This is a genomic window from Pseudomonas sp. Os17 (assembly GCF_001547895.1).
GTDB lineage: Bacteria > Pseudomonadota > Gammaproteobacteria > Pseudomonadales > Pseudomonadaceae > Aquipseudomonas.
Window position 1 is genome coordinate 2,585,479 of the sequence record NZ_AP014627.1, and the last position, 13,484, is coordinate 2,598,962.

Consider the following 13,484-nt stretch of genomic DNA (forward strand, 5'->3'; position numbering starts at 1 on the left):
CTCTGGAGGCACAGGGTGAAAATAGTAGCTGGCACTGCTTGCTTTGGCCTATCAATTTAAGTCGTTGGCGGGGTATTCGAGTGCTTGTTGCAATAGGCGATGAAGTGGCTTTCCGGCATGGGACGGGCAAATAGAAAACCCTGGGCAAGCGAGCCCCCCAACTTCACCAGTTGCTCTTGCTGCTCATGGGTTTCCACTCCTTCGATGATCACTTTCATTCCCAGGGCGCTCCCCAGGGCCAGGGTATGGCGGATGATGGCGTGGCTTGCCGGGTGATGATTCATCTTGCGCACGAAGTTGCCGTCCAGCTTGATTTGGTTGACGGGCAGTTCGCAGAGGCGCTGCAGGGAAGCGAAGCCGGCGCCGAAGTCGTCCATGGCCAGACCGCAGCCCATCAGCCGTAGGCGCACCAGGTTTTCCAGGCTGTAGGCAGACGCCTCCATCACGCAGGTTTCGCTGATTTCAAAGGTGATGCAACTTGAAGGCACCTGGCAGAGCGTCAACAAGGAAGTGACCGACTCAGTCAGCGTCGGGGAGGACAGTTGCGAAGGGTGCAAGTTGAAGGAAAAGTTCAGCGCAAGGTTCTTTCTCGCCAGTTTGCGACGCAGGGCCAGGCCTTGATCGAACAATTGCCAGAACAGTCGATCCAGCAGGTTGTGCTCTTCCATGATGTTCAGGAAGTGTGACGGCGGCAGCACGCCCAGTTGAGGGTGGTTCCAGCGCGCCAGGGTTTCGGCGCCTTGCAGGATTGCGGTATCGAGGGTGACCTTGGGTTGGTAGTAGGGCTCGAACTCACCGTTGTCCAGGCCGCGCACCACATCACTCAGGCTCGGCAGCGCAATGCGCTTGAGCGGGCTGGCCAGATCATGGCGTAGGGACTGGTATCGGTTCAGCAACGTGGTCAGACGCTCCAGGTTGAAGGGTTTGCCCAGGCTTCCAAGATAATCCAGGCCCAGGCGCTTGATCATGGCCACGGCGGTGTTGCGCAGCGCCAGATCAATCTGGCTGCAAAGGATGACCGAGCGCAGTTTGCCGCTGTGACTGGCGAGACGAAGGAAGGCCAGGCCGTCCATGCCGGGCATCTTCAAGTCGCAGATGGCAATGTCCATGGCTTCACAACTTTCCAGCAGCGCCAGTGCCTGACTGCCACTGCTGGCTTCATGAATCTGTCCCGGTATCACTTTCCTTAATGCGGTGAGGGTGACCAGGCGTTGCAGGGGTTCATCTTCCACAACTAGAACGTTCAGGTGCTGCATTGCTGGCTCGCGTCGTTTATCCGTTGGGTATCTTGCTTAAGCCATTTGGGGTGGGTCTATTAGATGCATCTTCATGGCTTGTGGGAAATTTCCTACTGAAAAATCAGAGCATCTGATTTTTTCAATGATCATCAATCAGCACTTGTAACTCGGGTCGATTCCGGGGAATTTGCCCCGCTCGCAATGGCTGCCCGGCGGCAAGTTCTAAGGTGAAATGACATTTATGCACAGCGTATTAATAGTGGATGATCATCCCGTCGTTCGACTGGCGGTGAAGGTTCTGCTGGAAAAGCACGAGATGCAGGTGGTGGGCGAAACCGATAACGGGCTGGATGCGCTAGAGCTGGTGCGTGAGCATGTTCCGGATGTGGTGATTCTGGATATCGGCATTCCCAAACTCGATGGTCTCAAGGTGCTGTCCCGGATCAAGGCACTGGGTTTGCCCACCGAGGTATTGGTGCTGACATCGCAGTCTGTCGAGAGCTTTTGCAAACGCTGCATCCAGCTTGGCGCTCGAGGCTTCGTCAACAAGGAAGAAGACCTGAGCAATCTGGTGGTGGCCCTGAACGCGGTGCTGGCCGGCTACACCTTTTATCCTTCCCAGGTGACCGATGTGTCCAGGTCGGCGGCCGAGCAGTTGTCCGAGACCGAGCTGATTGGCTCGCTGACCGATCGGGAAATGATCGTGCTGCAGTATCTGGCTCAGGGATATTCCAACAAGGCCATCAGCGAAAAGCTGTTTCTCAGCAACAAGACCGTCAGTACCTACAAGGCTCGCTTGTTGCAGAAGCTCGGTCTGGGCTCGCAAGTCGGCCTGGCGGAGTTCGCCAAGCGCCATGGGCTGATTCCCTGAAAGATGGCAAAGCGGCAATGCTGATACTCGGCCGCTCAGTTTGAACGGCCGGGTGGCTGTGCATCTTGTTAAGCAAGTTACCGAGTTGTTGCAGAGACTTTCCTTAGTTGTGTAGGAAATTTCGCAATGATAAAGGCCTTGCCTGTTTAATAGACTTTGTCGGTATCAAGAAACTTGACTGCAACTTTTATCATGATTAAACCACGCACGTTCATTGCGTTATTTTTTGCTCTTTTTCAGGCGCAGGCGATCGCAGCTCTGGCGCTCGGCAGTTCGCGGGTCATCATTCAGGCGCCGCAGACCCGTGCCGTGGTGATGGTGCATAACCGTTCCCCCCATAGCCCTTATCTGGCCCAGTCCTGGATCGAGGATGCGCAAGGGCACAAGCCTGAACGCTCGCCAGTGGTTGCCTTGCCGCCAATTCAGCGATTGGAGGCGATGCAGGGCAATCAGTTGAACATACGGGTGCTGCCACGGGTGGCCGATCTGCCCCAGGACCGCGAAACATTGTTTTATCTCAATGTGCGTGAAGTCCCGCCGCGCAGTGAAGGCCAAGAAGGCATTCAGATCGCTCTGCAACGGCGGATAAAAGTCATTTATCGGCCGCAAAGAATACGCCCGCTCAACGTCGGCATCACCAGTCCCTGGCTGTCCGCCTTGACCTTGTCCAGGCAAGAGAGCGGGCGTTTTCAGCTTAACAATGCCACTCCCTATCATGTGACCATCATCGAGGCCTTCAATGATGCGTCCGGGGCATCGCCTGTTGCGGACTTCAAGCCCATGGAAATACCGCCCTATAGCGCGCATCGCCTTGAAGGCAGGATCGCGCCGGGCGTTCAGCAGCCAGCATTGGTCTACATCAATGATTTTGGTGGGCGTGGGCAACTCAGTTTCGACTGCCGGGAGGACTCGTGCACCGTCATGAAAAACGCTACTCGTTCATGAGACGGGTCAGTCTGATTGGAGGGGCGCTGATCGGTCTGTCTGCTCTGTCGATGACGGGAAACGTACAGGCCGCAACTCCAGGTGGGCTGTATGTACTTGTGCACTTTGAAGTTTTCGAGCCCGCCAACTGCAGCGTCAATATTCTTCAAACAAGAATAGATTTTGCCGAGGTCAAGACTGACGCTGTCAATGGTCGTGAGGGTGCGCGAAAAATTCCTTATCGGATCAGTTGCAGGAACTCCTCCCAGTCACCCGCACTCAAGTTGAAGTTTGTCGGTACTTCCGGTTTCAGCTCTGACGTGTTGTGGACCAATCTCAGCAATCTTGGCGTGCGCTTTCTGGTAGATGGCAAGCAACACCCCCTCAACAGAGAGTTCTCGGTGAACTACGCCTCTCCTCCGACGCTGGAGGCTGTGCTGGATGCGAAGCCTGGCAGCGTTTTGAAAGCAGGCGCCTTTGCTACCGGTGCCGTGCTAGTTATTACTCAGGAGTAAGCGCCCTGTGGCTATTTCCACTCTGGATAAAAGAAGCAAGATCAGCCTTTGCCCGTCGATGTTGCGGTGGGCTCTTGCGGCAACATTTCTTTCGCTCAAGGCCTGGGCTGAGCCTGTGCCCCCTGGAACGCCGGACGGTGCCTGTTGGGGCCATAATCAGCTGAGCATTGAAATAAAGAACGGCGCTTTTACGTCCAATGAAAAGGGCGCGCTGTATGAAACCACCTATCAAACCATTCCCAGTGACTATAACGGTTGGTGCTACTCCAATAGTGGTGAGCAGAAGGCCAGCTATTTCAAGGCTGAGCTGAGTCAGACCTTGTCCCCGGTTGATAATGAATTCTTCAGATTGACCGAAGACGTCGATATGAAAATATTCGTAACCGGCAATAGTGCGCCGGAAAGCTTCATCCCCTTCAAGGACGCATTCAATGCGGGCGCCACCGCCGGGCCTTCCGGTGATGGCGTCACGCCGTTGCGCTGGGCAAACGCCGGCAACCAGGGCAAAGTCACTTTCCGCCTTCGACGCAAGGCACTCAGCGGGGCAGTGTATCTTCCACCCGGCGAGCTCTTTTCGTTCTTTCGCTACTCGCAACCAGGGCAGTGGAGCACTCAACCGTTATACACGCTGTCGTTGAAGGCGCCGACCCTTCTGTCCGTTCCCGCTACATGTGATCTTAATAATGGTCAACAATTCTTGATGCTAAGAATGAAGAACCAAATTGATAGCAGCAAGGTTGATAGTATTGCGGTTAATAATATAGTCCATGGTTATAATGCGTATAGTAAATTGATTCTTCGTTGTGACTCTGGCCAGCTTGATCCAGCAAAATTGGCTATTGGTCTGATAGGCAGTCCCGGAGAAAAAAACAATGCGCTGGCCACTTCAAATCCAGGGATTGACTTGGCGTTTTTTGCTCTTTCAAGTAATAATCACTATATTCGGATAATGCCATTTGAGCAAACATTTATGAATGGTCTGGCAACTGATGGGCAGGTTGAAATTCAGGTGATGCCACAGAAAACTTCAAAACCCATATTGACCGGCTCTCACTCCGGATATGGCATTCTGACTCTTACAGAATACTAGCTCTTAGTTTGAAAGATGTTTTTCAAGCGGCACTTGGGCTGAATTTCTCTGGGTGTCGCGTGTTTTTTTAGTGTGTTTCGATTCAATTGTTACATGTGCTAAGACAAGCTATAAGTTGGTTGGGAATTTTCCCACGCCCTTATCGAACCTTTCTTATCTTAATTTTTTTGCTTGGTGAATATACTTGTTCTCGGCACTTACTAGTTGGCTGCGGTCTGGTCGACAAGTGGCATACCATGGATATTGCCTTGTAGTTTGTCCAGGTGATGCGTAGTGCCGATATATTAAATGTGTACTAGTAGGGATTCTAAAATGAAATTCAGCAAAATGGCGGCAACTATAGCGGCAGTTGTACTCGGTGGTACTTCGGTGTTGGCCATGGCGGCGGGCCAGGGCGGTGGAAAGGTCAATTTCAAGGGCAATATCAATGACTCTCCATGCTCGATTTCCAGCGGTTCTTTGGAGCAAGTCGTGGAGTTCGACTCCATCTCCAACAGCGCTCTGAAAAATGGCGGGAAGTCCGCTTTGAAGCCGTTTTCCATCAAGCTCAACGGCTGCGACCTGGGCTCGCTGAAAAGTGCCACCGTGACCTTCACCGGCGCGCCTTCGGCCGCCAACCCTGATCTCCTGGGCTTCCAGGGTGGCACTGCGAAGGGTGCGAGCCTGGCGATCGCTGATCGCAACGGCTCGCTGATCAAGCTGGGTGCCGCTTCCGATCCGCAGAACCTGTCCGACGGTGAAAGCGCACTGAACTTCACCGCCTACCTGCAAGGCGACATGCTGGCCCCTGAAACCGAGGGTGGGGAGCCGAAACCAGCCACTGTGGTAGCCGGTACCTTTGATACCGTCGCCAACTTTACCCTGGCTTATCAGTAACGTTGCGTGAGGTGCGGCCTGGATACGCAAGTGTGCGTATTCCAGGCGCACTGCCGATCTTCTCTCGATGGGGTCGCCGCCAGTCCTCTCGGATTTTCATTGTTTCGACGTGATAGGCCATGCACTGCCGTGGCGCTCGAACATGACGCTTGTTAATCCGTACTCAGCACTCTCATGTTGCCTTCAGACCTCTCAGATTTCGTTCGTGACAGTGTTGGGCACAGTGGTCGACCGATGCTGTTTGCTGGCTTGAGGAAGCGGACGAAAGAAGTTGTTGTCGTTGTAAGGGAAGTTAATCACGTGGTTCAACACCGGGTATGGGTCTTCACTACATTGTGGTGCATGGCCAGCTTGGCCAGTGCCGCCGAAGAGTTTCAGTTCAATACGGACGTGCTTGATCTCAAGGATCAACAGAATCTCGATCTCGGCTTGTTTGCCAAGGCTAACTTCATTTTGCCGGGGCAATACAGCCTGGTCGTTCATGTGAATCGCGATTCGTTGCCGGAAACGGTCGTGAACTACTTGGCGCCGGAAGATGACCCCAAGGGCAGTGTGGCCTGCATCTCTCCCGAACTGGTGGCGCAGTTGGGTCTGAAAAAACAGCGGATCAAGCAACTTGCCTGGTGGCACCAAGGCAATTGTCTGGATATCAGCAGCATTCCCGGCATGACGGTGCGTGGCGACCTGGGCGCCTCTGCCTTGTACCTGAACATTCCCCAGGACGCCCTTGAATACAGCGCAAGCAACTGGGACCCGCCTTCGCGCTGGGATGAGGGCATTGGCGGATTTTTATTTGACTACAACCTCAATGCCCAGACCACGGATTACGCCGGGCCTCAGGCCAGCGACAAGCAGTTGACGGGTAACGGCACGACCGGTTTCAACCTCGGCGCCTGGCGCCTGCGGGCCGATTGGCAAGGGCAGATGCACAAGACCTCCGGCAAGCCTGGCCAGCGGCAATTCGCCTGGAGCCGCTACTACGCCTCACGGGCGATTCCCGAGTTGCGCGCCCACCTCAGCCTGGGAGAAAACTACCTGGACTCCAACCTGTTCGGCAGCGTGCGCTACACCGGTGCCAGTCTGGCCACCAGCGACAACATGCTGCCCCCCAACCTGCGTGGCTATGCGCCGGAAGTCAGTGGCGTGGCGCGGACCAATGCGCGGGTGCTGGTCACGCAGCAGGGGCGCATTCTGTATGACACCCAAGTGCCGGCGGGGCCCTTTCGCATCCAGGACCTGAGCGATGCGGTGAGCGGCAAGCTGGATGTGCGCATTGAGGAGCAGGACGGCAGCGTTCAGGAATTCCAGCTGGACACGGCGAGCATTCCCTACCTCAGCCGCCCCGGCACGGTGCGCTACAAAGTGTCCGCCGGCCGGCCTTCGGACTGGGAGCACGAGCCCGATGGTCCGGAATTCGCCAGCGGCGAATTTTCCTGGGGCGTGAGCAATGGCTGGTCGCTGTACGGCGGAGGCCTGGGGGCGCGGGACTATCGCGCGCTGGCCGTGGGCGTGGGTCGTGACCTGATGGCCTTCGGCGCCCTGGCGGTTGACGTGACTCAATCCAATGCCCGCCTGGCTGAAATCGGCCAGCGCCAGGGCAAGTCCTATCGCGCCAGCTATTCGAAGCGCTTCGAGGATTACGACAGCCAGGTGACGTTCGCCGGTTATCGCTTCTCCGAGGAAGACTTCATGACCATGAACGACTTTATCGAGGCCCGTCGCCGTGGTCGGCTGAACAATCAGAGCAAGGAAATGTACACCGCGACACTGAGCAAGAGTTTTCGTGACCAGAACCTGAGCCTGTACCTCAACTACAACCACCAGACCTACTGGAACAATGCGCCGAGCGACCGCTACAGCCTGTCGCTGTCTCGTTATTTCAACCTGGGCGGGCTGAAGAACCTGGGCCTGTCGCTGACCGCCTATCGCAGCCAGAGCCATGGCGCGGTCGATGAAGGCGCCTATGTCTCGCTGAGCCTTCCCTGGGGCGACAGCGGCTCTCTCAGTTACAACGCCACGCTCAACCGTGGCAGCAGCGGCCACAACTTGGGCTATTACGACCGTCCGGATGAGCGCAACAGCTACATGCTCAGCGCCGGCACCGCCAGCGAGGGCAACACGGCCAGCGGCTACCTGAACCACGAGGGCAGCCTGGCCGATGTCACCGCCAGCGCCAGCTATCAGGCCGGACGTTATCGTTCCGCCGGTCTGTCAGTGCAGGGCGGGGCGACCCTGACCGCCGAAGGGGCGGCGCTGCACCGGATCACCACCCTGGGCGGCACCCGCCTGCTGCTCGATACCAATGGCGTGGCCGGGGTGCCGGTGCGGGGCAATGGCGCCAGCACCTATTCCAATCGCTTCGGCAAGGCGGTGGTGGCTGACATGAACAGCTACTACCGCAATCAGGCAAGCATCAACCTGGATCAACTGGCTGACGATGTGGAAGCCGGGCGCTCGGTGGCCCAGGCCACGCTGACCGAGGGGGCGATTGGCTATCGCCGTTTCGACATCGTTTCCGGGAGCAAGGGCATGGTCCGCATCGTCCTGCCCGACGCGACCACGCCGCCCTTTGGCAGCGGCGTGTACAACGCGCGGGGCCAGGAAACCGGAATCATTGGCGAGGATGGCCTGGTTTACCTCAGTGGCATGCAGGTCGGTGACCTGATGTCAGTGCAGTGGGACGGCAAGGCCCAATGCGATTTCATCCTGACGGAGCAGGTCAGCGCGGATGACCAGCAAGTGCAATTTGTCTGCGGGCCTGTAGCGGTCCACGAAACCCAATCCCCCAGCAACAAGTTATAAGGAGTGGCCTCCATGCCATGGTTCGACCTGAAAAAAAGCCTGCTTGTCATCGGCCTGAGCCTGTTGACTCTGGAGTCGGTACACGCTGCCATCGCCCTGGACCGTACCCGAATCATCTTCAATGGCAGCGAGAAATCGGTGAGCGTGGGCATCAGCAACCAGAATCCCCAACTGCCGTACCTGGCCCAGGCCTGGCTCGAAAACGACAAGGAGGAGAAGATCAGCGGCCCCTTGGCCGTGCTGCCTCCGGTGCAACGGCTCGAAGCCGGATCCCGGAGTCAGGTGAGGATCCGGAAGCTGGCACAGGCAGGGCAGTTGCCCCAGGACCGGGAGTCGCTGTTCTACTTCAACTTGCGTGAGATTCCGCCGCGCACCGACAAGCCCAACGCCTTGCAGATTGCCCTGCAGACGCGGATCAAGCTGTTCTATCGTCCCGAGGCCATCGTCAGGGACAGCGGACAGAATCAGCTTCCCTGGCAGGAGCAACTGACGCTGTCCCGCGAAGGGGAGCGCTACGTAGCCCATAACCCGACGGCCTACTACGTGACCCTGGTTGATGCCCAGGTCCGCGTGGGCGGCGCATCCGTTCCAGACTTCCAGCCGGTGATGCTGGCGCCCTGGGGGCGCCAGGCGCTGAGCGTCAGCGCCCGGACCCTGGGCAACGCGCCAGTGCTGACGTACGTCAACGATTTCGGCGGTCGGCCGCAACTGGAATTCCGCTGCACGGCGGGGCAGTGCGTGGCCAGGCCGGTGGCCGATGCGAGCTGAGGCTGGCTTGAGGCCATCGGGCGCGCTCGGGATCGTTGTGCCCCTGGCTCGGTGGCTGGGCGCAAGGTTGGCAGCGCGGCCCGGGACGGGAGCGCAGCTGGGGGCCGGCAAGGGCAGGGGGGCGGAGGTGTTCATGGAACGCTGGTGGCGAAGGAAAGGCGGGTGCCAGGCTCTGGTCTGCGGCCTCTTGCTGCTCGGGTTGCCGGGTTTGGGCCGGGCGGCGGCGGATATGGCGTTCTTCGGGGTATTGATCGCGCCTCCTCAATGCACGGTCAGCGACAAGGACGCGCCGATCAGGGTGTCGTTCGGCAACGTGCAGCTGCGCAAGATCGATGGCGAGCACTATCGTCAGCCGATTCCCTATCAGATCAAGTGTCCGGGGCTGGTATCGCAAGACTCGACCTGGAAGATGCGCCTGACCTTCAAGGGCTCGGTGGCGGATTTCAACCCGGCGTTGCTGCGCACCTCGGTCAATGGCTTGGCCATCAAGCTGTTGCTGGGGGAGCGGGAACTGGTCCTCAACGAACCTCGGCAGATCAGCCTCGACAGTTTGCAGAAACCTCCGGCATTCGAGGCGGTGCCGGTGAAGAAGGTGGGAGCGCAGCTTGCGTTGAGCGAGTTCAATGCCTCCGGACTGTTGCTGGTCGAGCTGTATTAGGTGAAGTCATGAAGCAATTGCTCAACGGCTGTCTGTGCCTGTGTTGTGCCTGGCTGGCGGATGGTTTCAGCGCCCCGGCAGTGGCGGCCGACAACGTCTTTTTCAGCGGCCAGCTGATGGATCAGACCTGTACCCTGGAGCCTGGCTCGGAAACCCGGACGCTGGACTTCGAGGATGTGGGCCTTCAGGAGCTCTATCGCGACGGCAGGACCGCGAGCAAGGCCGTTGTCCTGAACCTGATCGACTGTGATGCCAGCGCCGGCAGGACCGAGGTCAAGGCGACCTTGAGCGGCCATGAAAGTCCGCAGATACCGGGCTTTCTGGAGCTCGACAGCGGCAGTCCGCAAGGCCTGGTGATTGGCCTGGAGGATGCAGCGACGCAGCCCTTGCCCCTGGGACGCACGCATTCCATTGGCCGGGTCAGCCAGGACGGCAAGCAGTCGGTCACCTTTCTTGCCTACCTCAAGGCGCTTCCCGATGCCCTGAGCGAACGCAGCATCGGCAAGGGGCAGTTGGCGGCTTCATTGACCTTCACCCTGAGCTACGAATGATGGCGCGTAGGGGGCGGGGCCCCCTGGCTGCCAAGGCAGCGCTGCTGCGTGTGATGCAACAGCACCTGCGGCCCGCGCGAGCGCAGCCTTGCTAGGCGTGCAAATGCTTTTTCAGGAACGACCGGGTGCGTTCGTGGGTCGGGTTTTGCAGGATCTGCTGTGGCGCGCCTTCCTCGACCACCACGCCGCCGTCCATGAAGATGATCCGGTCCGCCACTTCACCGGCAAAGCGCATTTCGTGGGTGACGATCAACATGGTCATGTGCTCGGCGGCCAGTTGTTTCATCACCTGGTTGACCTCTTCCACCAGCTCCGGGTCCAGCGCCGAGGTGGCTTCATCGAACAGCATGACCTTGGGGCGCATCGCCAGGGCCCGGGCAATGGCCACGCGCTGTTTCTGTCCGCCGGACAGGCGAGAGGGGTACTCGTCGAACTTGCTGGCCAGGCCCACCTTGGACAAGTACTCCATGGCCAGCTCACGGGCCGCGGCTTTGTTCAGCCCTTTGAGCTTGATCGGCCCGAGGGCGATGTTTTCATGCACGGTCAGGTGGGGGAACAGATTGAAGTGCTGGAACACCATGCCCATCTGCTGGCGCACGCTGTTGATGTGCTGTTCGAATGCGCGACCTTTCAAGGGCCGGTTGACGTGTTCGCCCTCCAGCCAGATCTCCCCCTCGTTCAGCACTTCCAGGTGGTTGATGGAGCGCAGCAGGGTGCTTTTACCCGAACCGCTGGGGCCGATGATGGCGATGATCTGTCCGCGCGAGACAGACAGATCGATGCCTTTGAGCACTTCTAGGGCGCCATACGCCTTGCGCGCGCCCTTGACTTCAACCATGAGCTTTTCTGTGGTCATCGTGACATCTCTACCTTATTTTCAAGAAGGTGCAGGCCGGCTTCCAGAACAAGATTGACCGCGTAATAGATCACCGCGACGGCCAGATAGAATTCGAACGGGCTGTAGGTTTCGCTCACGGCGCGCTGGGCGCTGTAGACCAGCTCGGCAATGCCGATGATCGACACCAGGGAGGTGTCCTTGAGCAGGACGATCAGGTTGTTGCCCAGCGGGGCCAGGGTATTGCGCAGTGCCTGTGGCACCACCACGTAGCGTTGCGCCTGGCTGCGGCTCAGGCCAATGGAGCGCGCGCCTTCAATCTGCCCGGGGTCGACCGACAGGACTCCGGCACGAATCACGTCGGCGTTGTAGACCGCAAAATGCAGGCTCAGGCCGATGATGCCGGCCGCGAGGGCCGGGATATCGATCCCCACTTGCACCAGGCCGTAATAGATCACGTACAGCTGCAGCAGCAGGGGCGTGCCCATCAGTAGCCAGGTCAGGAAACGTATGGGCAGGGAGACCAGTTTCGGGGTGTAGAGCACGATCAGGGCAAAGGCGATGCCGGCCATCAGGCTCAACACACTGGCGCTGAGGAACAGGACGAGGGTCCACCAGAGCCCGGTGGCCAGCAGTTCGGAATAGGGTGTCACGATACTCAGGTCGAGGCTTGGCATGGGGGCGTCTCACTTGGCCGCGAAGCGTTTATCGAGGAGGTCCACCATCAGCCTGACCGTGTAGACCATGGCGATGTACAAAATGGCCGACACCGTGAAGATCTCGAATGGCTTGTACGTGGAGCTGATGAAACGCTGCGCGGTATAGGAAAGCTCGACCACGGAGATGGTCGACACCAGGGCCGAGCCTTTGATCAGCGCGACCGCATTGACCCCCAGTGGCCTGATCATCAACTTGGCGGTTTGCGGGAGGGTAATCAGCCACAGGGTCTGGCCCTTGCCGAAACCGATTGAACGCGCCGCCTCGACCTGGCCGGGGTCCACGTTGCTGATTGCGCCACGAATGGATTCGGCCATGTAGGCCGCGATGTTCAGGCCCAGGCCGATGACGCCGGCGGACAACGGTTCCAGCTCAAGGCCGATCTGCGGGCCGCCAAAGTAGAGAAGGAACAGCTGGACCAGGCAGGGGGTGCCACGAAAAACGCTGATGTAGACCCGGGCCAGGCAGCGAAGCATGAAGAAGCCGGACAGCCGGGCTGCCACCAGCACCACCGCCACCAACAAGCCCAGCAGCAGCGCCAGCAGCGAAACGTGCACCGTGACCCAGGCCGCCTCCAGAAAGAACGGCAGGGTGCGCTGTATAAGTGTCAGATCCATGGGAAGGCTCGGAAAAGTCGGACTGACTGGCCCGACCCCAGGTCGAGCCAGGCTGCAGATGAGTCAGCGAATGTCCTTGCCAATCCACTGCATCGAGATCTTTTCGTAGCTGCCATCGGCCAGCATGTCGTTCAGCGCCTGCTGCATCGCGGCCTTGAGTTCGGGGTTGTTCTTGCGCAGCGCAATGCCCATGCCTTCGATGCCGCCATCCTGTTGGGGTGGGGTGATGATGCGCACTTTCTGCCCGGTTTCCTTGACGGCCACCAGCACCGGAACGCTGTCCATCACCAGCGCGTCGAGGCGCCCGGCGTCCAGGTCGACCAGCATCTCGGGAAGCCCTTTATAGGTTTTCACCTTCAGGTTGCCCCGCGCCCTGGCCCATTTGTCGTGGGCATCGCCCAGGGTGACGCCCACCTTCACCTCCTTCAGGTCATCCAGGCTGTTGATCGGGGAGTCTTCTTTCACCACGATGGTGCGGCCGGCGTGGTAGTAGGGGCCGACGAAGTCCACGGCCTTTTGGCGCTCCGGGGTAATGGTCATGGAGGCGATGATGGCGTCGTATTTTTTTGCCAGGAGCCCGGCAATGATCCCGTCGAAGGGGGTGGTGACGATGCTGACTTTCACCCCGAGCCGTTGGGCCAGGGCTTCGCTGATGGAGGCGTCGAAGCCGACGATCTGGTTCTGCTCGTTGGCAAAGCTGAAGGGCGAGTACTGCCCGCTCATGGCGATGCGAATCTCTTTGGATGCCTGGATCGATTGCAAGTCATCAGCCTGAGCGGCTAAAGGGCACAGGAGCGCCGCGGCCGCGACGGTGGATGCAGCAAACAGACACTTGAGCGTTCTGGTTAGCATTGGATGGCACCTTTGAAGAATTATTAATTATTGTTTTTTGGGCTCTTCACCCAGGCCTCGGGAAAAGCTTTGCATAGGCCGTTCTGGAAAGCACCCGGCAAGGTGTCCGCCAGCCGGACACATTGCCGGAGTTGGCCGACACTATGTCGGCCAGGCACGCAGGCTGTCAC

14 protein-coding genes are annotated in these 13,484 nt (G+C 58.5%); 9 read left to right on the forward strand and 5 right to left on the reverse strand.

From position 1 onward, the window contains the following. Positions 1-56 precede the first annotated feature (56 nt). The gene (locus POS17_RS11630) at positions 57-1,256 is read right to left on the reverse strand and encodes an EAL domain-containing response regulator (RefSeq protein ID WP_060838679.1); all 1,200 of its coding nucleotides are present in this window, start codon (positions 1,254-1,256) and stop codon (positions 57-59) included. A 223-nt stretch (positions 1,257-1,479) separates the two neighbouring features. On the opposite strand from POS17_RS11630, the gene POS17_RS11635 reads away from it, so the two are divergent. The 9 genes from POS17_RS11635 to POS17_RS11675 all read left to right on the forward strand — a co-directional run bounded on the left by POS17_RS11635 (position 1,480) and on the right by POS17_RS11675 (position 10,293). Further along, a complete protein-coding gene (locus POS17_RS11635; RefSeq protein WP_060838680.1) occupies positions 1,480-2,109 on the forward strand; it encodes a response regulator transcription factor in 630 nt (209 codons plus the stop codon). A 192-nt stretch (positions 2,110-2,301) separates the two neighbouring features. Next, a complete protein-coding gene (locus POS17_RS11640) occupies positions 2,302-3,054 on the forward strand; it encodes a fimbria/pilus periplasmic chaperone (protein ID WP_060838681.1) in 753 nt (250 codons plus the stop codon). Beyond that, a complete protein-coding gene (locus POS17_RS11645) occupies positions 3,021-3,548 on the forward strand; it encodes a fimbrial protein (protein ID WP_148654949.1) in 528 nt (175 codons plus the stop codon). The genes POS17_RS11640 and POS17_RS11645 overlap by 34 nt, the downstream gene beginning before the upstream one ends. A gap of 7 nt (positions 3,549-3,555) precedes the next feature. Continuing rightward, positions 3,556-4,638, forward strand: a complete 1,083-nt coding sequence (locus POS17_RS11650) for a hypothetical protein (protein WP_060838683.1) — start codon at positions 3,556-3,558, stop codon at positions 4,636-4,638. 312 nt (positions 4,639-4,950) lie between these two features. Next, positions 4,951-5,514, forward strand: a complete 564-nt coding sequence (locus POS17_RS11655; RefSeq protein ID WP_060838684.1) for a fimbrial protein — start codon at positions 4,951-4,953, stop codon at positions 5,512-5,514. Between the two features lie 300 nt (positions 5,515-5,814). Further along, positions 5,815-8,316, forward strand: coding sequence for an outer membrane usher protein (locus POS17_RS11660; RefSeq protein ID WP_442963161.1), 2,502 nt, complete (start codon positions 5,815-5,817; stop codon positions 8,314-8,316). A gap of 12 nt (positions 8,317-8,328) precedes the next feature. Next, entirely contained in the window at positions 8,329-9,084 is a 756-nt protein-coding gene (locus POS17_RS11665; RefSeq protein WP_060838686.1) for a fimbria/pilus periplasmic chaperone, read from the forward strand. A 133-nt stretch (positions 9,085-9,217) separates the two neighbouring features. Further along, entirely contained in the window at positions 9,218-9,742 is a 525-nt protein-coding gene (locus POS17_RS11670) for a fimbrial protein (RefSeq protein WP_159426280.1), read from the forward strand. An 8-nt stretch (positions 9,743-9,750) separates the two neighbouring features. Continuing rightward, positions 9,751-10,293: a fimbrial protein gene (locus POS17_RS11675; protein WP_060838688.1), complete on the forward strand. Its 543-nt coding sequence runs from the start codon at positions 9,751-9,753 to the stop codon at positions 10,291-10,293. A gap of 91 nt (positions 10,294-10,384) precedes the next feature. Here the strand turns inward: POS17_RS11675 and POS17_RS11680 are convergent, their stop codons facing one another. The 4 genes from POS17_RS11680 to POS17_RS11695 form a co-directional block, all read right to left on the reverse strand. Next, on the reverse strand, positions 10,385-11,149 hold the full coding sequence (locus tag POS17_RS11680; RefSeq protein WP_060838689.1) for an amino acid ABC transporter ATP-binding protein: 765 nt from the start codon (positions 11,147-11,149) through the stop codon (positions 10,385-10,387). Further along, complete coding sequence (locus POS17_RS11685; protein ID WP_060838690.1) at positions 11,146-11,805, reverse strand: amino acid ABC transporter permease; 660 nt, start codon at positions 11,803-11,805, stop codon at positions 11,146-11,148. The genes POS17_RS11680 and POS17_RS11685 overlap by 4 nt, the downstream gene beginning before the upstream one ends. Positions 11,806-11,814: 9 nt before the next feature. Further along, a complete protein-coding gene (locus tag POS17_RS11690) occupies positions 11,815-12,462 on the reverse strand; it encodes an amino acid ABC transporter permease (protein WP_060838691.1) in 648 nt (215 codons plus the stop codon). A gap of 63 nt (positions 12,463-12,525) precedes the next feature. Continuing rightward, positions 12,526-13,314 carry an ABC transporter substrate-binding protein gene (locus tag POS17_RS11695; RefSeq protein ID WP_060838692.1) on the reverse strand — a complete coding sequence of 263 codons (789 nt, stop codon included), beginning with the start codon at positions 13,312-13,314 and terminating at the stop codon, positions 12,526-12,528. Positions 13,315-13,484 lie beyond the last annotated feature (170 nt).

Coding starts and splice junctions, on each gene's coding strand:
- POS17_RS11630 (WP_060838679.1), bottom strand. CDS start 1,256: ATGCAGCACCTGAACGTTCTAGTTGTGGAAGATGAACCCCTGCAACGC.
- POS17_RS11635 (WP_060838680.1), top strand. CDS start 1,480: ATGCACAGCGTATTAATAGTGGATGATCATCCCGTCGTTCGACTGGCG.
- POS17_RS11640 (WP_060838681.1), top strand. CDS start 2,302: ATGATTAAACCACGCACGTTCATTGCGTTATTTTTTGCTCTTTTTCAG.
- POS17_RS11655 (WP_060838684.1), top strand. CDS start 4,951: ATGAAATTCAGCAAAATGGCGGCAACTATAGCGGCAGTTGTACTCGGT.
- POS17_RS11665 (WP_060838686.1), top strand. CDS start 8,329: ATGCCATGGTTCGACCTGAAAAAAAGCCTGCTTGTCATCGGCCTGAGC.
- POS17_RS11670 (WP_159426280.1), top strand. CDS start 9,218: ATGGAACGCTGGTGGCGAAGGAAAGGCGGGTGCCAGGCTCTGGTCTGC.
- POS17_RS11675 (WP_060838688.1), top strand. CDS start 9,751: ATGAAGCAATTGCTCAACGGCTGTCTGTGCCTGTGTTGTGCCTGGCTG.
- POS17_RS11680 (WP_060838689.1), bottom strand. CDS start 11,149: ATGACCACAGAAAAGCTCATGGTTGAAGTCAAGGGCGCGCGCAAGGCG.
- POS17_RS11685 (WP_060838690.1), bottom strand. CDS start 11,805: ATGCCAAGCCTCGACCTGAGTATCGTGACACCCTATTCCGAACTGCTG.
- POS17_RS11690 (WP_060838691.1), bottom strand. CDS start 12,462: ATGGATCTGACACTTATACAGCGCACCCTGCCGTTCTTTCTGGAGGCG.
- POS17_RS11695 (WP_060838692.1), bottom strand. CDS start 13,314: ATGCTAACCAGAACGCTCAAGTGTCTGTTTGCTGCATCCACCGTCGCG.